We start from the raw sequence: 20555 nt of genomic DNA on the forward strand, positions 1-20555 counted from the left end.
AGGGTGGTCCACCGGGGGTGGCGGACTTCCGCCGCTGGCGGCGGGACCCGGTCGGGCGGCGATACGGTTGCCGGATGGCCGACGATGCTGCCGGACCCGCGCCGGGCAACCCCCAACCGCCACCCGTCCCGTTGATCAGCGTCGCCGGGCCGCCGGCCGAGTACGGCGCCGGCTACGGCACGGCGGCGGCATCGGTGATCGCCCGCAACATCGAGCACTACCTGCGGCGGTTTCGCGACGAGGCCGGGTTGAGCAGGTCGGCGGTACGGATCGCCGGCGGTACCTTCCGCAACGCCAGCCGGGCCGCCCACCCGAGGATCGTCGAGGCGCTCGACGCGGTGGCCGGCGGAGCCGGGGTGCACGTCGACGAGGTCTACGCGCTGAACGCCCGTACCGAACTGCTGTACGGGACCGGGCGGACGGCGGCCGACCCGCCGCCCAGCGACCCCACCGGTCCTGGTCCCGGCTCCGGTTCCGGCTCCGGCCCCGATCCCGGCCGTGATGTCGGTCCGGACGGGTCGGCCGGCGGCTGTACGGCGGCCGGTGTGCTCGGCTCCCGGACCGCCGACGGCCACCTGCTGCTCGGCCAGAACTGGGACTGGCATCCCGATCAGCGGGACACCATGGTGCTGCTGCGGACCACGGACGAGCGAGGACTGACCGTGCTCACCCTCACCGAGGCGGGCATGCTCGCCAAGGCCGGGCTGAACTCGGCCGGGCTGGGGGTCTGCATCAATATGCTCGGCAGCGACCGGGACGGGCTGGCCCCGGGTCGCCTGCCCGGCGTGCCGTACCACGTGCTGCTGCGCGCCGTGCTGGAAGCCGGCAGCCTCGGCCAGGCGACCCGGGTGGCCTGCCGTACCCCCCGGAACGCGTCGATCAACCTACTGCTCGGCCAGGCCGGCCCGGCCGGCGGGGAACTGCTCGACCTAGAGGTGGTCCCCGGTGACGTCGGGTGGACCCACCCGGTGGACGGCGTGCTCACCCACGCGAACCACCTGGAGACGGCCTTGCCGGTACGGGACACGACGAAGAACCTCGGCGGTTCGTCGATGTTCCGGGCGGCGCGGGCCCGCCGGCTGCTGGTCGAACGGGCGGCCGGTGGGCCGTTGAGCCTGGCCGACCTGGCCGACGTGTTTCATGATCATTTGGGCCTGCCGTTGGCGATCTGTCGGCATCTCGACGAGCGGGACGCACCGGCGGACCAGGCGGAAACGGTCTACTCGGTGCTGATCGACCTGGACGCCCGCCGGCTGGGGCTGGCTGCCGGCCCGCCGTGCCGGCACGACTACCACTGGCTGGAGTTGACCGACGGCGTCACCGGATGACCTCCGCCCGGATCAGCTGCCAGTGCTGGCCCGGCCCGCAGTAGATCCGGATCCGCAGCGGAGCCACCTTCGCCCGGATCCGGGTGTGCTGGGTGAGCGTGGTGCCGTCGTCGCCGTACAGCGCGTGTTCGGTCCCGTCGTCGGTGACCAGCCCGTAGCAGGGTCCGGTGCCACCCCGGGTCACCGTGCCGACCAGCCAGTCGCCGGTGATCAGGTCGGACGGGGTCTTCGGTGGCGTCCCGGGCCGGGGCAGCGTCGGCGGTTCGGTCCGGGACAGACCCGGCGTTTCGGTCGGTGTCGGTGCCGGTGTCGCCGGTCCGTTGGATCCGCGCTGCGGGGCATCCGACTCGTCGGATCCGCCCTGCGAGGCGTCCGGCCCGTGCTGCGAGGCGTCCGGGGTCGCCGGCATCGGTGCTCCTGACGTGGGGCCGCCGCCGCAACCGGCGACGGCGATCAGCACCACGCCGGTCAGCATGACGGCGACGGACCGGGAGGCTGACTGTCGGATCAGCTTCGGTACTGCCATGCCGGTTGGACGCTGCCCGGCCGGCCGGAGTTCCACCGGCCGGCCGGGCAGCGTCACCGCCGGGTCAGGAGATCCGGATCTTCATCGTGGTGCCGTCCACCGACACCACACGGATCTTCACGCCGACCGCGGGCAGCTTCACCCCGTGGTTGGGCAGTTCCTCGTAGTAGTACTTCCGGGTGTCGTCGAACAGCGGCTGGGCCGCCTGGCCGCGTACCCAGTGCGGTTCGCCATTGATGTGCAGAGTGAACCCGTCGGCCTTCTTGAGGCTGAACGGCGCGTCGTACACCTGGACCCGGGCCCGCCACGGCGCACCGGTCAGGTTGTACATCGGCCGCGGCCGCGAGTCGATGTACAGGTTGCGCCCCTCACCCGGGTGCACGTTGGTGTTGTTGTCGACCTGGGAGGTGTCCCAGTACGAGATCAGCAGACCCTCCTGGTACGCGTAGTGGTCCACCATGTCGGGCTTGGTGTCGGCGTACCCGAAGTAGTACGGGCCGGTCTCCAGGTAACGGTCGTACGATACGTACGAGCGGTGCCCGGCGATGTAGTAGTTGTCGTAGTCAGCGGTCACGCTGGCCCCGACCGTGGTCCAACCGTCGAGCGCCCAACCGCCGTCGCCCTCGGCGCCGTCGGTGAAGATCGGCGAGCCGTCGGCGGTCACGGTCATCTCGTCACCGAAGAAGCCGCCGTACGCCACCGCGCCGTCGGTGCGGTAGAGCAGCCGGACCAGTACGGCGTCCCCGGCGTACGCGTCCAGCGGCACGTTGATGTCGACCCACTGGCCACCGGTCGAGCTGTCGATCGCCGGGGTGCCGCTGCCGTCGGTGCCGTACGGGACACCGTTGACGGTACCTTCGAGCGAGGTCCAGCTCGCCCCACCGTCGGCCGACGCCTGGAAGTACAGGTAGTCGTAGTCGTCCTCGATGTCGTAACGCGCCTTCATCGACAGTGCGGCGGTCGAGGCGCCGGCGAGGTCGAACTCACGGGTCATCGTGTTGCTCATGTCGTCTTCGTTGCCGGAGAAGTACTGCATCTCACCGGCGTACGGCTCGCCGAGCTCGGTGGTGACCTCCTTCTTCGGCAGCACGACGACGACCGCCTGGGCCCGCTTGGTGTTGTACTCCTGTGGACCCAGGTGCAGGGTGCGTTTCTGCCCGGCCACCACCACTTCGTAGTCCAGCCAGCCCAGCTGGAGCTTGTTCCATGCGCCGAGGTCACCGGGGCGCTCGCCGATCCCGCCGTCGGTGGCGGCACCGAGGCGGCTCTGCGCCATCAGCGTCCAGTGCTCGTTGTTGTTGTCACCGCCGCCGGAGGTGTCGTAGTCGTCCGGCAGGCCCAGGTCGTGGCCGTACTCGTGGACGAAGACGCTCAGTCCGCCGTTCTCCGGCTGGATGGTGTAGTCGCCGATCCACAGCCCGCTGTCGCCGATCTGGGTGCCACCGGCCGGGTTCTGCGCCGGGCCGGTCAGCCCGATGTCCGTGGCGAAGGCGTACCAGCGGTGGCTCCAGATCGCGTCCTCACCCTGCCACGGGTCACGGTCGGCCTGGTCGCCACCGGCGTGCACGATCTGGAAGTGGTCGATGTAGCCGTCGGCCTCGTTGAAGTCGCCGTCGCCGTCGAAGTCGTACCGGTCCCACTTGTCGAACTCACGCAGCTCGGCGGCGATCTCCTCGTCGGTGCGGCCGAGCGCCTGCTGGTCGGCGACCCACTGGTTGGAGGCATCGCGCAGCAGTTGCCAGACGTTGCTGCAGACGTTGCCGCCGCACAGGTCGCGGCCGTACCGGGCCTCGTTGTAGCGGACCTTGACCCAGTCGGTGACGGTGCCCTCGACGCTGTACCGCCCGGAGGACTGGGTCTCGTAGTAGGTCTTGACCGACTCGACGCCTTCACCCGCGCCGAAGTACAGCTCCCGGTAGTGCTCGGCGGAGTAGTCGGCCTGCCAGATCGTGGTGTTGTCGACCGTCCGGTCCGGCGCGGGGATCTCGTTGTGCAGCGGTCCGTCGAACCGGGCCGGGCCGTCCCAGTTCGGGTTGCTGTCCACGTCGGGGTAGGCCGGGTGCCGTTCGTTGCCGAACTCGGCCAGGATCACGAAGATCCGGTCGGTGGTCTCCCGCTCCAACTCGACGTACTGGTCCTTGTCGGACCCGGCACCGCCGCGGGCGGCCCGGCCGGCGACGCCGGCACCCGACGTCTCACCGACCTTCGCGACGGTGCTCGCGCCGCGCCGTTCCGGCGTGAGCCGGCCACTGACCACTTCGCTCACTGCGCGTTCGCGCAGCTCACGACGCTTCTCGCCGAGCGGGTTGGGCAGGTCGTCGCTAGGGGCTTCGGCCCGGGAAGGAGCCGCCACCGGTGCGTCCACCGGTGGTGCGGCCATCGCCGTCGCGGGTAGAGCAAAGCCCATGCCCGAGGCGAGCGACACGGTGAGCATCCCCACCATGACTTTGCGCACCTGGATACCTCCGGTTCGGGGGAATCAACGCCGCCACTTGGGTGAGGGCGGCACGATGTCCGGATGATGTGGCCACCGTTGTTGGGGCCACCGTGAACCTAGTCACCCGAGGGAACCCCTGTGAAGGTCAATGCGTCGATTTGTTTCACGCTCCCGGCTGGATCGCCCTGATATGTCACAACGATCACGGCGTGAAAAGTGGCCGGCCCGGCCGCCGAAGCGACCGGGCCGGCCTCGAGTCGTCCACAGCCAGCGGCACGCCGGGACCGCGCCACCGCCATCGGCGGACGTCAGTCGTCGTCGGACTTGCCGCCCTGCATGCCGGAGGAGATCAGCTCCATCACGGTGGAGTCCTGCAGCGTGGTCACGTCGCCGAGCGACCGGTTCTCGGCGACGTCCCGCAGCAACCGGCGCATGATCTTGCCGGAGCGGGTCTTCGGCAGCTCCGGCACCAGCATGATCTGGCGGGGCTTGGCGATCGGCCCGAGCGTACGTGCGACATGGTTGCGCAGCTCCTGGATCAGCGCCTCGCCGGCCTCACCCGCGATGTCCGCGCTGCCGCGCGGGATGGTGAACGCGACGATGGCCTGACCGGTGGTCGGGTCGGTGGCGCCGACCACGGCGGCCTCCGCCACCGACGGGTGCGACACCAGCGCCGACTCCACCTCGGTGGTGGAAATGTTGTGCCCGGAGACCAGCATCACGTCGTCCACCCGGCCGAGCAGCCAGATGTGCCCGTCGGCGTCCTTCTTGGCCCCGTCACCGGCGAAGTACATCTTGTCGAACCGGGACCAGTAGGTGTCGATGAACCGCTGGTCGTCGCCCCAGATGGTGCGCAGCATCGACGGCCACGGCTCGCGCAGCACCAGGTAGCCGCCGCCGCCGTCGGGCACCGACTCGGCCTGGTCGTCGACCACGTCGGCGCTGATCCCGGGCAGCGGGGTCATCGCGCTGCCCGGCTTGGTGGCGGTCACCCCGGGCAACGGCGAGATCATGATCGAGCCCGTCTCGGTCTGCCACCAGGTGTCCACGATCGGGCACCGGCCCCCGCCGATGTGTTCCCGGTACCACATCCAGGCCTCCGGGTTGATCGGCTCACCGACGCTGCCGAGCAGCCGCAGCGAACTGAGGTCGTACCCGGCCGGGATGTCCTCGCCCCACTTCATCATGGTGCGGATCAGCGTCGGCGCGGTGTAGAGGATGCTCACCTTGTACTTCTGCACCAGCTCCCAGAACCGCCCCTTGTGCGGGGTGTCCGGGGTGCCCTCGTACATCAGCTGGGTGGCGCCGTTGGACAGCGGACCGTACACGATGTACGAGTGCCCGGTCACCCAGCCGATGTCGGCGGTGCACCAGTAGACGTCGGTCTCCGGCTTGAGGTCGAAGACCGCGTGATGGGTGTACGACGCCTGGGTCAGGTAGCCGCCGGTGGTGTGCAGGATGCCCTTCGGCTTGGCCGTGGTGCCGCTGGTGTAGAGGATGAACAGCGGCTGCTCGGCGTCGAACGGCTGCGCCTCGTGCTCGGTGTTCGCCTTCTCCACCGTCTCGTGCCACCAGTGATCCTTGTCGGTCCAGGTGACCTCCTCGCCGGTCCGCCGGACCACCAGGACGTGCTCCACCGACGGGCACTGGGCCACCGCCTCGTCGACGGTCGGCTTCAGGGCCGAGGGCTTGCCGCGCCGGTAGCCGCCGTCGGCGGTGATGATCACCTTGGCGCTGGCGTCCTGTACCCGGCCGGAGAGCGCGTCGACCGAGAAGCCGCCGAACACGACGTTGTGGGTGGCGCCGATCCGGGCGCAGGCCAGCATCGCGACCGCGGCCTCCGGGATCATCGGCAGGTAGATCGCCACCCGGTCACCCGCCGTCACGCCGAGGTCGGTCAGCGCGTTCGCCGCCTGGCAGGTCATCCGGTGCAGGTCGGTGTAGGTGATGGTGCGGGTGTCGCCCGGCTCACCCTCCCAGTGGATGGCGACCCGGTCACCGGCCCCGGCGGCGACGTGCCGGTCCAGACAGTTGTACGCGACGTTGAGCTGACCGCCGACGAACCACTTGGCGAACGGCGGGTTGGACCAGTCCAGCACCTGGTCCCACTCCTTGGCCCAGTGCAGCCGGCGGGCCTGGTCCGCCCAGAAGCCGAGCCGGTCGGCGGCTGCCTCGTCGTACGCGGCCGCGGTGACGTTGGCCGCCCCGGCCAGCTCGGCGGGCGGCTCGAACCGGCGATTCTCCTGAAGTAGGTTCTCCAGCGTTTCGCTCATGCGTGGGGCTCCTCACACGTCGCTTGACTTGCTCCGAGGTTAGTGTCGCCGTCCCGCCGGCACGAGACTTGGCGGATACCTGGGTACCCATCGCGCGCCGAGCGGCCACACCGGCGCGGCGGGCGGTTCAGCTGGCCGAGCTTGTACCGTGACGCTGGTGACCGAGACCGACCCGCTGGCCCCGCTGCTCGACCTCGCCGACGTGGCATCCGCGCTGGACCGCGCCCGCGAGCAGGTCGACGCCGCGTTGCGGCACCGGGCGCTGCGTCGGCACGGCGGGGCGGTGGCGGCCGAGATCAGCCTCCGGTCGGCGGTGGCCAGCGCCGCGTTGGACGGGCACGCCCATCCGGTCGCCGACGTACGCGCCGGGACGGTGACCGATCCGGTGGTGCAGGGGGCGCTGCGGGTGGCCGAGGCGGTTCCCGCGCTGGCCGACCGCTGGCCCCGTACCCCCCGTCAGGTTTTGGCCCGGTTGCACGTGCTCGCCGCGCGCGGACTGGTGCCGGCCGACCAGCTGGGTCGTCCGGTCGCTCGGCCTGACGTGACGCCGCAGTCAGGCGTGACGCCGGGCCCGGATGTGACGCTGCGGCTGGACGGGGTTTCCGCGCTGGTCGGCGGCGGCACCTCGGTGCCGACGCTGCTGTTGGCCGCCGTGGTGCACGCCGAGCTGCTCGCGCTGCGGCCGTTCGCCGGGCCGAGCGGGGTGGTGGCCCGGGCCGCCGCGCGGCTCACCCTGGTCGCGGCCGGCACGGACCCGCGTGGCCTGCTCGCCGTCGAGGTCGGCCACCACGAGCGGCAACCCGAGTACGTGGGTTCAGCCGGCGCCTTCGCGACTGGTACGCCAGACGGCGTCCGCTCCTGGCTGCGGCACTATCTGACCGCGGTCGAGCTGGGTGCCCAGGAGCTGACCCGGGTCGCCGACGAAGTGCTGGCCAACGCCTGAGCCGCTACTGGCCGGGGCGCTGGTGCGAGCCTGTTGGGTTGGCCGTGCGTCCTGACCAAGATCAGGTGAGCGTCATGGACCTCTCAAGCGACCGGTGAGGTCCATGACGCTCACCTGATCTTGCTTGGCGGCTGCGGGTCAGGCCGAGGCTGTCTTTGTCCGGCGGTGCCGGCCGTACCAGGCGATGCCGATCGCGACCCCGACCCCGACGCTCAACGCGGCGGCCGCCACCGGGACCGCCGGCCGCTCCCGCAACCTGCGGCCGAGCGGGATCGGGTGGCGGAAGGCGAGGACCGGCCAGCCCTGCTCGGTGGCGAGCTTGCGGAGCTGGCGGTCCGGGTTGACCACCGTCGGGTGCCCGACGCATTCGAGCATCGGTACGTCGGTCACCGAGTCGGAATAGGCGTAGCACTCGGCGAGGTCGTATCCGCGCTGCTCAGCGAGCTCGGTGACACCGGTGACCTTGGCTGCCCCAGCCGCGTAGAACTCGATTTCTCCGCTGTACCGGCCGTTCTCCACGGCCATCCGGGTGGCGATCACGTCGGTGACGCCGAGTAGTTCGCCGATCGGGCGTACCATCTCCTCGCCCGACGCGGAGACCAGCACCACGTCCCGCCCGGCGTTCTGGTGCTCCTCGATCAGCGCCGCCGCCTCGGCGTAGACGTACGGGTTGATCAGCTCGTGCAACGTCTCCGCGACAATCTGCCGGACCTGCTCCACCTGCCAGCCCTTGCACAGCGCGGCCAGGTAGTCGCGGGTGCGGGCCATGGTCTGTTCGTCGGAGCCGCCGAGCCGGAACATCAGCTGGGCGTACGCCGACTTGACCACGTCTCGCCTGGTGATCAGCCCGTCGCGGTAGAACGGCCGGCCGAACGCCAAGGCGCTGGACTTGGCGATGACAGTCTTGTCGAGATCAAAAAAAGCGGCGCTGCGGCCCACGACGGTGCAGTCTAGCCGGAGCGGGACGTCGGCGACGGCCGGTGCTCCGTCGCCGGCCGGCGACGGGGGATCCCCCGGGATCTGATCCAACGATCAGGAAGCTGAGTGGCCCAACCTGCGTCCCGAGCCGTCAGCGGTGCGACTCCCGGTGAAACGCCACTCGACGGGTGGCGGTCTGCTCAGGCATGCTTGTCATGACACAGTTATCTTTCCGTCCCAGGCTTCATCCGGAAGACACTCGGCGGTTGCACCCCCCGTGACCGCTGAGCGGTTCGGCTCGACCCCCCCGGAGCCGAACCCCAGGCGACCCCCGTCTCCCCCCGGCGGGGGTCGTCGCTATTCCAGGGCGTGCTCCAGCTTTCGGCGCCGTTCCGCCGCCCGGTCCTCTTCACGTAGCAGATCAGCTGGCCGGCATCGGCGTTGTCCACAGGCGGTCCCGTTGTCCACAGGCAGCCCCGTCGAGGGCGCGCCGGCACCGGGTCGGCACCCACAGTTGCGGCATCCCGTCCCCGACCGCAGGAGGTCCGGATGCCGCCGAGCACCAGCACCGCCGCACCCCGCCGGCTGCCACTGGTCGTCACCGCCGACGAACGACTGCTCGACGACCTGCTGCGCCTCGCGGCACTCGCCGGCACTGACGTCGATCTGGCGGCCGACCCGGTCGCCGCCCGGTCCCGGCAGGCCGCCGCCCCGCTCGTCCTGGTCGGTGCCGACCAGGCAGACGCCTACCTGCGGGCCAGAATGCCCCGCCGACCCCGGCTGGTCCTGGTCGGCCGGGCCGACCAGGACCAGCCCTGGCCGGTCGCCGAGCTGCTCGGTGCCGAGCACGTCGCGATCCTGCCGGCGGCGGAGCCGTGGCTGGTCGACCGCCTCACCGACAACGGCGGCACCGACAAACCGGCCGCGGCTGTCATCGGGGTGATCGGCGGCCGGGGCGGGGCCGGCGCCAGCGTGCTGGCCGGCGCCCTTTCGGTCACCGCCGCCCGGCTCGGGCTGCGCAGCCTGCTGGTCGACGCCGACCCGCTCGGCGGCGGCCTCGATCTGGTCCTCGGCTGGGAGCAGATCGACGGTCTGCGCTGGCCGGCGCTCGCCGACAGCGACGGCCGGATCGACCCGTCGGCGCTGGCCGGCGCACTGCCCTGCCGGGGCGACCTCGGGCTGCTCTCCTGGGACCGGGGCGAACCGCTACCGCTGCCCGCCGCCACGATGACCGCCGCGCTGGACGCGGCCCGGCGGGAGCGGGACGTGGTCGTCGTCGACCTGCCCCGGCGGCCCGACGACGCCGCGATCGCCGCGATGCACGCCACCGACCGGGTCCTGGTCCTGGTCCCGGCCGAGTTGCGGGCGACGGCGGCGACCGCCCGGGTGGTCGCCGCCATCCAGCGGCACTGCACCGACCTGTCGCTGGTCGTGCGCGGGCCGGCCCCGGGCCGGCTGCGGGCCAGGGAGATCGGGCGGACCCTGGGGCTGCCGGTGACCGGGGTGCTGCAACCTGAGCCACGAGTCAGCCGAGGGCTGGAGCGCGGCGACGCTCCAGGTTCGTCGGGCCGGGGTCCGTTGGCCGAGTTGTGTCAGCGGATCGTCGCTGGCCTGGTCGACCGTACGGCGGCAGCGTCGTGACGGCGGGGTCGGCTCGTCCGGGTGGGTTCGTCGTGCCGGCCGGGTGGCCAGGTGGCACGGGTGTCGACGAGGCGGTGGTGGCGGCTCGGGTGCGGGAGCGGTTCGTCGCGGACGGCACGTCGGTGACGCCGGCGTCGGTGGTCGGTGCGGTGCGGGCCGAGCCGGGGGCGGCGTTGCGGGGTGACGCCGGGTTGTTGCGGCTTGCCGACCGGGTGCACGGTGAGCTGGCCGGGGCGGGGCCGTTGGCACCGTTGCTGGCCGATGCGCGGGTGACCGACGTTCTGGTGAACGGCACCCAGGTGTGGGTGGACCGGGGTGCCGGGTTGGAGCGGGCGGCGGTGGGCGTCGGTTCCGTCGACGAGGTGCGTCGGTTGGCGCAGCGGCTGGCGGCGGCCTGCGGGCGTCGCCTCGATGACGGTTGCCCGTACGTCGACGCCCGGTTGCCGGACGGTACCCGGTTGCACGCGGTGTTGCCGCCGGTGGCGGCGACGGGGCCGTACCTGTCGTTGCGGACCTTCCGGCAGCGTCCGTTCCAGTTGGCGGAGCTGGTGAGCAACGGCATGGTCGACCATTCGGTGGCGGAGTTGCTGCGGGCGGTGGTGGCGGGGCGGCTGGCGTACCTGATCGCGGGCGGTACGGGGTCGGGCAAGACGACCTTGTTGAACACGTTGCTCGGGCTGGTGCCGGCCGACGAGCGGATCGTGATGGTGGAGGATGCGGCCGAGTTGCGGCCGGAGCATCCGCACGTGGTGACGTTGCAGTCGCGGACGGCCAACGTCGAGGGCGTCGGGTCGGTCGGGCTCGGTGCGTTGGTCCGGCAGGCGTTGCGGATGCGGCCGGACCGGCTGGTCGTCGGTGAGTGCCGGGGCGCCGAGGTGGTCGACTTGCTGGCCGCGCTCAACACCGGCCACGACGGCGGCGCCGGCACCCTGCACGCGAACGCGGCGAGCGACGTGCCGGCCCGGCTGGAGGCGTTGGGACTACTCGGTGGGCTGCCCCGCGCCGCCCTGCATGCGCAGATCGCGGCCGCCATCCAGGTGGTCGTCCAGCTGCGCCGGGCCGGTGGGCGGCGATTCGTCGACGCGGTCTGTCTGCTCACCCCGCACGGGCCGGAGCGGCTGATCACGGTCACCCCGGCCTGGCGGCGCGGGGCCGGTCCGCAGCCGGCCGGACCGACGCTGGCCAGGGTGCTCATCGAACGCGGCGTACCGGTGCCGGCGGTGCTCGACAGCCGGGGGCCGCGATGAGCCGGCGACCCGGCACGTCGCACCGGCGTTGGCCGCTGCGGCTGCGCCGCCCGTGGGGACACCGTCGTCGGCTGCTGGCCGTGACCGGTCCGAACCCGGTCCGGTCCAGTGGCGGTCCGGACTCGCCGACACCGGCCACCGTTCGGTTCAGCGTCTGGCTGCGGTCCCGGGCGCTGCGGTCCCGGGTGCTGTGGCTCGGCAACGCCGCGCGCCGCCATCCACGCCGGGCGCTGGTGGCAGTCGCCGGCGGTGGCGGGCTCGCCGCCGGCTGGCTGGGCGGGCCGGTGGCGGCGGCGATCACCGCCGCGTACCTGGGGCTCGGCCTGCGTACGGCGGCGACCCGGGCCGCCGCGAAGGCCCGGCGAGACCGGCGGGTACGGCAGTTGGACGCGCTGGCCGCGCACGCCGCCGACCTGCGAGCCGGACTGCCGGCGCGGCCGATGACGTTGCCGCAGCCGGCGACGTTGCCGGACCCGGGCCCAACGACGGACACCGCCGCGACCCGGCTCGCCGGCCTGTCGACCGCCGCCGTACGACTGGCGGAGCGTACGGGTGCGCCGCTGGCCGATCTGATCGAACGGATCGAAGCCGACGCCCGTGCGCTGGACCGGTCGCGGGACGCTGCCGCCGCGCAGGCCGCCGGTGCGCAGATGACCGCCTGGCTGCTGGCCGGGCTGCCCGCCGGCGGCCTTGCCCTCGGCTACAGCATCGGGGTGGATCCGGTAGCGGTGCTGTTGCGGACCCCGATCGGCGCGGCCTGCGCGCTGGCCGCGGTGGTCCTGCAGGTCGCCGGGCTGGTCTGGACCGAGCGGCTGAACCGGGCACCGGAGGCGACCAGCTGATGGCCGGCACCCGCGTGATGCTGCCGCCGGCGGTCCGCCCGGTCACGGCGCTCGCGACCCGCCGCCGGCTCGCCCGGCTCGGCGGCGATCCGCCAGCGGAGTCCGACCTGTCGTGGCTCGTCCGGCCGGTCGCGGTGCTGTCCGGCTTGGCGGTGCTGGTGATCGGCGGCGGCTGGCTCGCCGTGCCGCTGGCCATCGCGGCCGCTGTCGGTGTCGACCGGGCGCTGCGCCGGATCGAGCCACCGTCGGCACGCCGTCAACGGCTGCGCGCGGCAGCCGACCTGCCGCTGGCCGCCGATCTGCTGGCGGCGGCGTTGCGCGCCGGAGCGCCGGTGGATCAGGCGGTGGTCGCGGTGGCCGACGCGCTGGCCGGGCCGCTCGGTTCCCGGCTGAGCCGGGTGGCTCGGGCGTTGCGGCTCGGTGCCGAGCCGGCCGAGGCGTGGCGGCATCTCGACGCGGTGCCGGGCGGCGAGCGCCTGGCCGCCGCCGCGATCCGCTCCGCCGCCAGCGGCGCCGCCCTCGCCGGTGCCGCGACCAGGCTCGCCGACGATCTGCGGGCCGGTCGTTCGGCGGCGGCCGAGGCGGCGGCCCGCCGCGCCGGGGTGCTGATCGTGCTTCCCCTCGGGCTGTGTTTTCTGCCCGCCTTCATTCTCGCCGGTCTGGTGCCGGTGATCGTCGCCGTCCTCGGCGACGTCCTCTGAGGAAAGGAATCAGCATGAGGTCGACGAAGGTTCCGCCCGACGCGGCGGTGCCGCCGACAGCGACAGCGGGGCCCGGACGGCGGGCGGTCGGCCGGTGGCGCGGCCACCTGGTCGGCCGGTTGCGTGACGACGCGGGGATGAACACCGCTGAGTACGCCGTCGGCACCCTGGCCGCCGTCGCCTTCGCCGGGATTCTGCTCAAGGTGTTGACCAGCGAGGGCGTGCAGGCTGCCCTCGCCTCGGTCATCGACCGGGCGCTCGGATGAGGCTGCGCCGGCAGGCCGGCGGTGACCGGGGCTCGTTCACCGCCGAGCTGGCCGCCGGCCTGCCGGCGCTGGTCCTGCTGCTGGCGGTCGGGTTGTCCGCCGTCAGTGCCGTGGTCACCAAGTCCGAGTGTCTCGACATGGCACGGTCGGTCGCGCTGGCCACCGCCCGGGGCGACCGTGACGCGGCGGCTCTGGCCGGGCCGCCGGGGGCCGAGGTCTCCGTGGTCGTCGACGGTGACCTGGTCACCGTCACGGTTCGGGCACCGCTGCGGGCGTTGGGCGCCCGGCTCGGGCCGACGTCGGTCACCGCGTCGGTGACCGCGGCGGTCGAGCCCGGCGTCACCGGGAGCGCTGCCGGCACGACCGGGAGCGCAGCCGGCGCGACCGGGAGCGCAGCCGGCGTACCTGGGAGCGCCGGCAGCAGCAGTTCCGTTACCGGCGGTTCCGTCGACGGCGGTGACGGCGCGGAATCGCTGCCGGAGCGTCACCGGTGACCGGCCGACGACGCCACCGGTTGCGCGGGCCCGGGGTCGACGTCGGGCAGCGCGGCAGCGCCAGCCTGTGGCTGCTCGCTGTCGGGTTGACGCTGGTCGCCGCCGGCATGGCCGGCGCGCTGATCGGTGCGGTCCGGCTCGCCCGGCAGCAGGCCTCGGTGGCCGCCGACCTGGCCGCGCTCGCCGGTGCAGCCCGGGTGTTCGCCGGCCCCGGCATGGTCTGCGACCGGGCGGCCGAGGTGGCCGGACGCAACGGCGGGCGGTTGCGTGCCTGCACCGTCGACGGGCTGGAAGTCGTGGTCACCGTCGAGGTGACGCCGCTTCCGGCCACCGGCGTCGGCCGGCCGGTGAGTGCGACCGCCCGAGCCGGTCCGCTGCGGGCCGACCCGTGGGAGGGCGCCGACGCGCGGGCCGATCCCGGGTCAGCGCGGCGGGCCGTCGGCGGTGGTGGCGTGCATGGCCCAGCGGGAAATCACCTGGTGGATGTTGTAGAGCCGCTGCTGGATCAGTTCGAGGCGTTCCGCCTGGGCCAGGGCCGCGTACGCCTGGGCCAGGGCGATCTGCTGGTCGACGGTGAGGTTCTGCGGGTCGATCGAGTAGAGCAGTTCGACGGTGTCGGCCACGGTGTCGGCCACGGCGTTCTCCTCCGGTGGCGTGGTGGAAGCGCTCCCACGTCTAATCTATCCAGATCAGGAGAAATTCATGCCAGTAGATCGCACATGGTCTGGTGCCGGATCAGTCAGCGCTTTCCGGCAGGCTGGCCAGCACCACGTCGAGCACCCGGACCGCGTCGGCCTTGCCCAGGGGGTTGTTGCCGTTGCCGCACTTCGGCGACTGCACGCAGGACGGGCAGCCGGTCTCGCAGCCACACGCGGCGATCAGATCGCGGGTGGCCCCCAACCAGGTTCGGGCCGCCTGGTAGGCGCGTTCGGCGAACCCGGCGCCCCCGGGGTGGCCGTCGTAGACGAACACCGTCGGCGCCTCGGTGTCGGCGTGCGCGGCGGTGGAGAGCCCACCGATGTCCCACCGGTCGCAGGTCGCGATCAACGGCAGCAGGCCGATCGCCGCGTGCTCGGCGGCGTGCAGCGCGCCGGGCACGTCCGCCGGCTCGATCCCGGCGGCGGCGAGCGCTGCCGGCGAGACGGTGAACCACACTGCGACGGTGCGCAACTGTCGGGCCGGCAGGTCCAGCGGTCGGGTGTCCAGCACCTCGCCCGACCCGATCCGGCGCCGCTGGTAGGAGACGACCTGGCTGGTCACGTCGACGTCGCCGACGAACAGGCCGACCGGGCCGGCGTCGCGGTACTCGCGTACCGCCGCCACCGACAGCGAGGTGACCTCCCGGGCGTGGGTGGACCAGTCCGGCTCCTCGGCGTGCACCAGCGCGCACGCCCCGTCCAGGTCGAGGTCGTCCACCACGTACGACACGCCCTGGTGCAGGTAGACCGCGCCCGGATGGATGAGGAAGTGCGACGAGCCGGGGTCGACCGTGCCGAGCAGCCGACCGGTCGACGTCTCCACGACGTCGACCGGGGTGCCGCCCTCGCCGCGCAGGTCGACCTCGGGACGGCCGGCGGCGGTCCAGTACCAGCCGGTGGGGCGTCGCCGCAGCAGCCCGGCGGCGACCAGGTCGTCCAGCGTCTGCTTGACCGACGCGCCACCGAACAGTTCGATGTCGGCCGAGGTCAGCGCACCCTCGGCGGCCGCGCAGCACAGTTGCGGCCCGAGCACGTACGGGTTGGTCGGGTCGAGCACCGTCGCCTCCACCGGCCGGCCGAAGACCGCCTCCGGGTGGTGCACCAGGTAGGTGTCGAGCGGGTCGTCCCGGGCGATCAGCACCGCCAGCGCCTCGCGTCCGGCGCGTCCGGCCCGCCCGGCCTGCTGCCACAGCGACGCCCGGGTGCCGGGATATCCGCAGATCAGCACCGCGTCCAGACCGACCAGGTCCACCCCGAGCTCGAGGGCGTTCGTCGAGGCCAGCCCGAGCAGGTCACCGGTGGTGAGCGCGCGCTCCAACGCCCGTCGCTCCTCGGCCAGGAAACCGGCCCGGTACGCCGCCACCCGGTTGCCGAGCCCGGGTGCCACCTCGTCGAGCGCACGGCGCGCGCTGCTGGCCACCACCTCCGCCCCGCGCCGGGACCGGACGAACGCGAGCGTGCGTACCCCGGCGGCGACCGCGTCGGCGAGCAGGTCGGCGCTTTCCCGCAGCGCCGACCGCCGTACCGGGGTGAGGTCGTCGGTGTCGGCGCGGGCACCGGGCAGCAGCGGCGGCTCCCACAGCGCGAAGGTCACCGCCCCGCGCGGCGCGCTGTCCTCGGTGACCGGCTCCACCGGCAGCCCGGTCAGCTGGCTGCCCGCCCGCGCCGGCTCTCCCGAGGTCGCCGAGGCCAGGATGAACACCGGCGTGCCGGGCTCGGTGGTGGGCCGGACCCGCTGGTACCGCTCGGTCTGGCGACGCAGTCGGCGCAGTACGTGGGCCACGTGCGAGCCGAACACGCCCCGGTAGCTGTGGCACTCGTCAACGATGACGTAGGTCAGCCGGCGGAGGAAATTCGACCAGGCCCCGTGCCGGGGCAGGATTCCTCGATGCAGCATGTCCGGATTCGTCAGCACAAAGCGGGCGTGCTGCCGGATCCAGGCCCGCTCCGGCTGCGGGGTGTCGCCGTCGTAGCAGGCCGGCCGTACCCCGTCGAGTCCCAGCTCGGCGACGGCGCGCAACTGGTCGGCGGCGAGGGCCTTCGTCGGCGCCAGGTACAGCACAGTGGCCCGAGGGTCGGCCAGCAGCTTCGCCAACGCCGGCAGCAGATACGCCAGCGACTTGCCCGACCCGGTGCCGGTGGCGACGATGACGTGCCGGCCGGAGTAGGCCAAATCGGCCGCGTACGCCTGGTGCCGCCAAGGCTGCTGGACCCCGCGTGTGGTCAACACGTCCCGCAGGTCGGCAGGCACCCAGTCTGGCCACGGCGCGGTGACACCGGGCCGCACCGGCAACCGCTCGACATGGGTGACCGCGGCCGGGTACGGAGTCCGGTCCGGTCCGGCGGTCGGCCTAGCCGGCGTTGCCTGCTGCCCGGGGGCCGTCTGCTGCGCTGGCGCGGTGCCGGTCTGGCGCGGCAGTTCCCCGGCGGCGCCCCACCGACGCAGCAACCCCGCCGGGTCCGGACCCGGTCCGGGCGTTACGGTGGCGGGTGAGGTCACGTCTGCACTCTCGCACCGGGGTGCCGGCGTCGGTATCCCGGGGTAGGTCTGCGGGATGCAGGGAGATCATCGACCGTGCGGAGTCGCGCGGCGCAACCGCGCCGCGCGGTGGTTAGATGCCATAGGCGTGCATCGCAGCCGAGGAGGGGACCGATGGAGCTGTCGCTGTCGACTCGCACCGTTGGCGAGTACACGGTGCTGGAGGTCGGCGGCGAAGTGGACGTCTATACCGCTCCCCGGCTGCGGGAGCGGTTGCTCGAGCTGATCGACGCCGGCAACCACAAGATCGTCGTTGATCTCCACCGGGTCGACTTCCTCGACTCCACCGGGCTCGGCGTGCTGGTCGGCGCGCTGAAGCGACTCCGCCCGGCCGGCGGCACCTTCGGGCTGGTCTGCGACAAGGAGTCCCTGTTGAAGATCTTCCGGATCACCGCGCTGGACCAGGTCTTCCCGATCTTCCCGACCGTACAGGCCGCCACCGGTGGGGAACCGGATGGCTCAGCTGGCGCAGCGCCGACGGCGTGATGGCCACCGTCCGCCTCTCGTTCTCCCCGGCGCCGGTGCACGTGCGCACCGCCCGCCTGGTCGGCGTCGCCGTAGCCCGCCGGGCCGGAGTGGCCGAGGAGCTGCTCGACGAGGTCCGGCTGGCGATCGGCGAGGCCTGCACCCGGGCCGTCGCCCTGCACCGCCAGTACGGGCTGGCCGACCTGGTCCAGGTGGAGATGTCCGATGAGGAGACCTACACCGTACGGGTCATCGACCGGGCCCCGATCGAAGCCGGACTCGGCCTGAGCGCGCTGCCCCCCGACGAACTGGCCGACGAGTCGTTGACCGACGAAGCCCTGACGGTCGGTGTCGGTTTCGCCCTGCTGGCCGGTTTCGTGGAGGACCTCCAGGTGCGGCCGGTCGACGAAGGTGTCGGAACCGAGGTGCGGATGGTCTGGCCGGTCGGCCGGTGAGACGCCCGTCGGCCCCGCCCACCAGCTGAAGATCAACCTCCGTCGTCACAACTGTCCGTTCCGCCTGCAGGAATGATCCACAACTCGGTGGGTGGACGGTGTGACCTGCCTTACCCGGTCCGGCTAGAGTACGCGGGTTATCACCAACTGTCCTGGCCCCACAAACCTGTGGGTGCCAGCAGACCTCGTTGCTCCCCGCGTGGAGTCGCCCCGCCGGTTCGTCCACCGACCGGGGCGAGCGTTCGGTACAGGAGGACACTGATGTCCGGGACCACCTTGGCCGCCGAAGGCGGCGGGCTGTCCCTTACCGGCACACACCTGACGTACGTCGTCATCGCCGCGGTCATCGCGCTGGTGGCGCTGGGTTTCGCCGCCGCCCTGGTACGGGCGGTGCTGGCGACCGGTAAGGGCACCACGAACATGCAGGAGATCGCCGGCGCCGTGCAGGAAGGCGCGTCGGCGTACCTGTTCCGCCAGTTCAAAACCCTCGGCGTGTTCGTCGTACTCGCCGTCATACTGCTCTTCCTGCTCCCTGTGCACGAGACACAGGGCAGCGAGACGATGGTGAAGGTCGGTCGATCCGTCTTCTTCGTGGTGGGCGCGGTGTTCAGCGCGTTCATCGGCGGCGCCGGGATGGCGCTGGCCACCCGGGCGAACCTGCGGGTCGCCGCGGCGGCCGGCACCGGCGCCGGTGGCCGGGAGAACGCGATGAAGATCGCCTTCCGGACCGGCGGCGTGGTCGGCTTCCTCACGGTGGGCCTCGGCCTGTTCGGCGCGGCCCTGGTGGTCGTCCTCTACCGGGTCGACGCGCCGACCGTGCTGGAGGGCTTCGGCTTCGGCGCCGCCCTGCTGGCCATGTTCATGCGGGTCGGCGGCGGCATCTTCACCAAGGCCGCCGACGTCGGCGCCGACCTGGTCGGCAAGGTCGAGCAGGGCATCCCGGAGGACGACGCCCGTAACCCGGCGACCATCGCCGACAACGTGGGCGACAACGTCGGTGACTGCGCCGGCATGGCCGCCGACCTGTTCGAGTCGTACGCGGTGACCCTGGTCGCCGCGCTGATCCTGGGCCGGGCCGCGTTCGGCGAGGAAGGCCTGGTCTTTCCGCTGATCGTCTCCACCATCGGTGCGGTGATCGCGCTGTTCGGCGTACTGATCACCCGGCTGCGTCCATCGGACCGCAACGGCATGGTGGCGATCAACCGGGCGTTCTTCACCTCGGCGGTGCTGGCCGCGGTGCTGGTCGCCGTCGCCGCCTTCCTCTACCTGCCGGGCAGCTGGACGGCGCTGCTCGGCGACGACTGGCGTACACAGCTCGGTGTCGACGACGGGGCCGACCTGCCGCTGTCCCCGGCCGGTCTGGCCATCGGCGCGGTGCTCATCGGTATCGTGCTGGCCGCCGCGATCCAGCTGCTCACCGGGTACTTCACCGAGGTGCACCGCCGCCCGGTGCAGGACATCGGCAAGAGCTCGCAGACCGGTGCGGCCACCGTCATCCTGGCCGGCATCAGCGTCGGTCTGGAGTCGGCGGTCTACTCGGCGCTGCTGGTCGGCGCGGGTGTGTTCGGGGCGTTCCTGCTCGGTGGCGGTTCCATCACCCTGTCGCTGTTCGCCGTGGCGCTGGCCGGCACCGGCCTGCTCACCACGGTCGGCGTGATCGTGGCGATGGACACCTTCGGCCCGATCTCCGACAACGCGCAGGGTATCGCCGAGATGTCCGGTGACATCGACGAGGCTGGTGCCCGTACCCTCACCGAGCTGGACGCGGTCGGCAACACCACCAAGGCGATCACCAAGGGCATCGCGATCGCCACCGCCGTGCTCGCCGCGACGGCGCTGTTCGGCTCCTACACCGACACGGTCAGCATCGCGCTGAACGACGCCGGTATCGACGACGTGCCGGGCTACCTGGCCGACTCGCTCAACGTCGCCAACCCGGGCAACCTGGTCGGACTGATCATCGGTGCCGCAGTGGTCTTCCTCTTCTCCGGGCTGGCCATCAACGCGGTGTCCCGCTCGGCCGGCGCCGTCGTGCTGGAGGTCCGCCGCCAGTTCCGCGACAACCCCGGAATCATGGAGCGGACCCAACGGCCGGAGTACGGCAAGGTGGTCGACATCTGCACCCGCGACGCCCAGCGGGAGCTGCTCACCCCGGGTCTGCTGGCGGTGCTGGCGCCGATCGCGGTCGGTTTCGGCCTCGGTGCCGGTGCACTCGCCGCGTACCTGGCCGGCGCGATCGGCACCGGTGTGCTGATGGCAGTGTTCCTGGCCAACTCCGGTGGTGCCTGGGACAACGCCAAGAAGCTGGTGGAGGACGGCGCGCACGGCGGCAAGGGGTCCGAGGCGCACGCCGCCACGGTCATCGGCGACACCGTCGGCGACCCGTTCAAGGACACCGCCGGCCCGGCGATCAACCCGCTGCTCAAGGTGATGAACCTGGTGGCGCTGCTGATCGCCCCCGCGGTGATCATGTGGGGCGTGGGCACCGACCAGAACGACCCGCTGCGCATCGCCATCGCGGTGGTGGCGACCCTGGTCGTGGTGGCCGCGGTGGTGTTCACCAAGCGCAAGCCGATGGCGATGGGGGAGAACATCGACGGCGGCCCGGCCGGCGGCGGCAGCACCGGGTCCGAATCGGAGCGCGTGAGCGTCTGACCGACCTCCGACCGACCGGTCGCAGGCTGACCGGTCACCGTCCGACCGACCGGTGGCTCCGCCCGATCCCTGTGGACCGGGTGGAGCCACCGGCTTCGACGTACCGCCGACCGGCGGCGGGCCGTAC

At 72.4% G+C, this 20555-nt stretch carries 16 protein-coding genes and 2 pseudogenes; 12 read left to right on the forward strand and 6 right to left on the reverse strand.

Annotated elements, in window-relative coordinates; translation table 11 throughout:
• Positions 1–74 precede the first annotated feature (74 nt).
• Entirely contained in the window at positions 75–1328 is a 1254-nt protein-coding gene (locus O7629_RS29365) for a C45 family peptidase (RefSeq protein WP_278173334.1), read from the forward strand.
• Here the strand turns inward: O7629_RS29365 and O7629_RS29370 are convergent.
• From O7629_RS29370 to acs, 3 genes are all read right to left on the reverse strand, one after another.
• Positions 1318–1854 (reverse strand): hypothetical protein, encoded by a 537-nt coding sequence (locus O7629_RS29370; protein WP_278173335.1) that lies wholly within the window; start codon positions 1852–1854, stop codon positions 1318–1320. The genes O7629_RS29365 and O7629_RS29370 overlap by 11 nt on opposite strands.
• A 64-nt stretch (positions 1855–1918) precedes the next feature.
• Positions 1919–4294 (reverse strand): immune inhibitor A domain-containing protein, encoded by a 2376-nt coding sequence (locus O7629_RS29375; RefSeq protein ID WP_278174720.1) that lies wholly within the window; start codon positions 4292–4294, stop codon positions 1919–1921.
• A gap of 305 nt (positions 4295–4599) precedes the next feature.
• Positions 4600–6564 carry an acetate--CoA ligase gene (gene acs, locus O7629_RS29380; RefSeq protein ID WP_278173336.1) on the reverse strand — a complete coding sequence of 655 codons (1965 nt, stop codon included), beginning with the start codon at positions 6562–6564 and terminating at the stop codon, positions 4600–4602.
• Between the two features lie 157 nt (positions 6565–6721).
• Here acs and O7629_RS29385 point away from each other — a divergent pair, with 157 nt between their 5' ends.
• Positions 6722–7507 carry an oxidoreductase gene (locus O7629_RS29385; RefSeq protein WP_278173338.1) on the forward strand — a complete coding sequence of 262 codons (786 nt, stop codon included), beginning with the start codon at positions 6722–6724 and terminating at the stop codon, positions 7505–7507.
• Between the two features lie 138 nt (positions 7508–7645).
• Here O7629_RS29385 and O7629_RS29390 read toward each other — a convergent pair whose 3' ends face one another.
• Entirely contained in the window at positions 7646–8446 is an 801-nt protein-coding gene (locus O7629_RS29390; protein ID WP_123604345.1) for an HAD-IB family hydrolase, read from the reverse strand.
• A gap of 528 nt (positions 8447–8974) precedes the next feature.
• Here O7629_RS29390 and ssd point away from each other — a divergent pair.
• From ssd to O7629_RS29425, 7 genes and pseudogenes are all read left to right on the forward strand, one after another.
• Complete coding sequence (gene ssd / locus O7629_RS29395) at positions 8975–10066, forward strand: septum site-determining protein Ssd (RefSeq protein ID WP_278173341.1); 1092 nt, start codon at positions 8975–8977, stop codon at positions 10064–10066.
• Positions 10067–10098: 32 nt separating this feature from the next.
• Positions 10099–11313, forward strand: coding sequence for a TadA family conjugal transfer-associated ATPase (locus tag O7629_RS29400; protein ID WP_278173343.1), 1215 nt, complete (start codon positions 10099–10101; stop codon positions 11311–11313).
• Complete coding sequence (locus O7629_RS29405) at positions 11310–12155, forward strand: hypothetical protein (RefSeq protein WP_278173345.1); 846 nt, start codon at positions 11310–11312, stop codon at positions 12153–12155. The genes O7629_RS29400 and O7629_RS29405 overlap by 4 nt, the downstream gene beginning before the upstream one ends.
• Positions 12155–12856, forward strand: a complete 702-nt coding sequence (locus tag O7629_RS29410; RefSeq protein ID WP_278173346.1) for a type II secretion system F family protein — start codon at positions 12155–12157, stop codon at positions 12854–12856. The genes O7629_RS29405 and O7629_RS29410 overlap by 1 nt, the downstream gene beginning before the upstream one ends.
• Before the next feature lie 137 nt (positions 12857–12993).
• Positions 12994–13122: a DUF4244 domain-containing protein gene (locus O7629_RS29415; RefSeq protein ID WP_233606454.1), complete on the forward strand. Its 129-nt coding sequence runs from the start codon at positions 12994–12996 to the stop codon at positions 13120–13122.
• A pseudogene (locus tag O7629_RS29420) lies at positions 13119–13460 on the forward strand (TadE family type IV pilus minor pilin); the annotation flags it as partial. The gene O7629_RS29415 and the pseudogene O7629_RS29420, both read left to right, overlap by 4 nt.
• A gap of 152 nt (positions 13461–13612) precedes the next feature.
• Positions 13613–13978, forward strand: a pseudogene (locus O7629_RS29425) (Rv3654c family TadE-like protein); the annotation flags it as partial.
• 60 nt (positions 13979–14038) lie between these two features.
• On the opposite strand, the gene O7629_RS29430 reads toward O7629_RS29425, so the two are convergent.
• Both O7629_RS29430 and O7629_RS29435 read right to left on the reverse strand, forming a co-directional pair.
• Positions 14039–14251: a hypothetical protein gene (locus tag O7629_RS29430; RefSeq protein WP_278173348.1), complete on the reverse strand. Its 213-nt coding sequence runs from the start codon at positions 14249–14251 to the stop codon at positions 14039–14041.
• Positions 14252–14351: 100 nt separating this feature from the next.
• Complete coding sequence (locus O7629_RS29435) at positions 14352–16733, reverse strand: DEAD/DEAH box helicase (protein WP_278174721.1); 2382 nt, start codon at positions 16731–16733, stop codon at positions 14352–14354.
• 234 nt (positions 16734–16967) lie between these two features.
• On the opposite strand from O7629_RS29435, the gene O7629_RS29440 reads away from it, so the two are divergent.
• The 3 genes from O7629_RS29440 to O7629_RS29450 all read left to right on the forward strand — a co-directional run bounded on the left by O7629_RS29440 (position 16968) and on the right by O7629_RS29450 (position 20428).
• A complete protein-coding gene (locus O7629_RS29440) occupies positions 16968–17339 on the forward strand; it encodes an STAS domain-containing protein (protein ID WP_278173350.1) in 372 nt (123 codons plus the stop codon).
• Positions 17336–17773, forward strand: a complete 438-nt coding sequence (locus tag O7629_RS29445) for an ATP-binding protein (RefSeq protein ID WP_278173352.1) — start codon at positions 17336–17338, stop codon at positions 17771–17773. Before O7629_RS29440 ends, O7629_RS29445 begins: the two co-directional genes overlap by 4 nt.
• 261 nt (positions 17774–18034) lie before the next feature.
• Positions 18035–20428 (forward strand): sodium-translocating pyrophosphatase, encoded by a 2394-nt coding sequence (locus tag O7629_RS29450; protein ID WP_278173354.1) that lies wholly within the window; start codon positions 18035–18037, stop codon positions 20426–20428.
• Positions 20429–20555 lie beyond the last annotated feature (127 nt).

The organism is Solwaraspora sp. WMMD792 (genome assembly GCF_029626105.1).
GTDB lineage: Bacteria > Actinomycetota > Actinomycetes > Mycobacteriales > Micromonosporaceae > Micromonospora_E.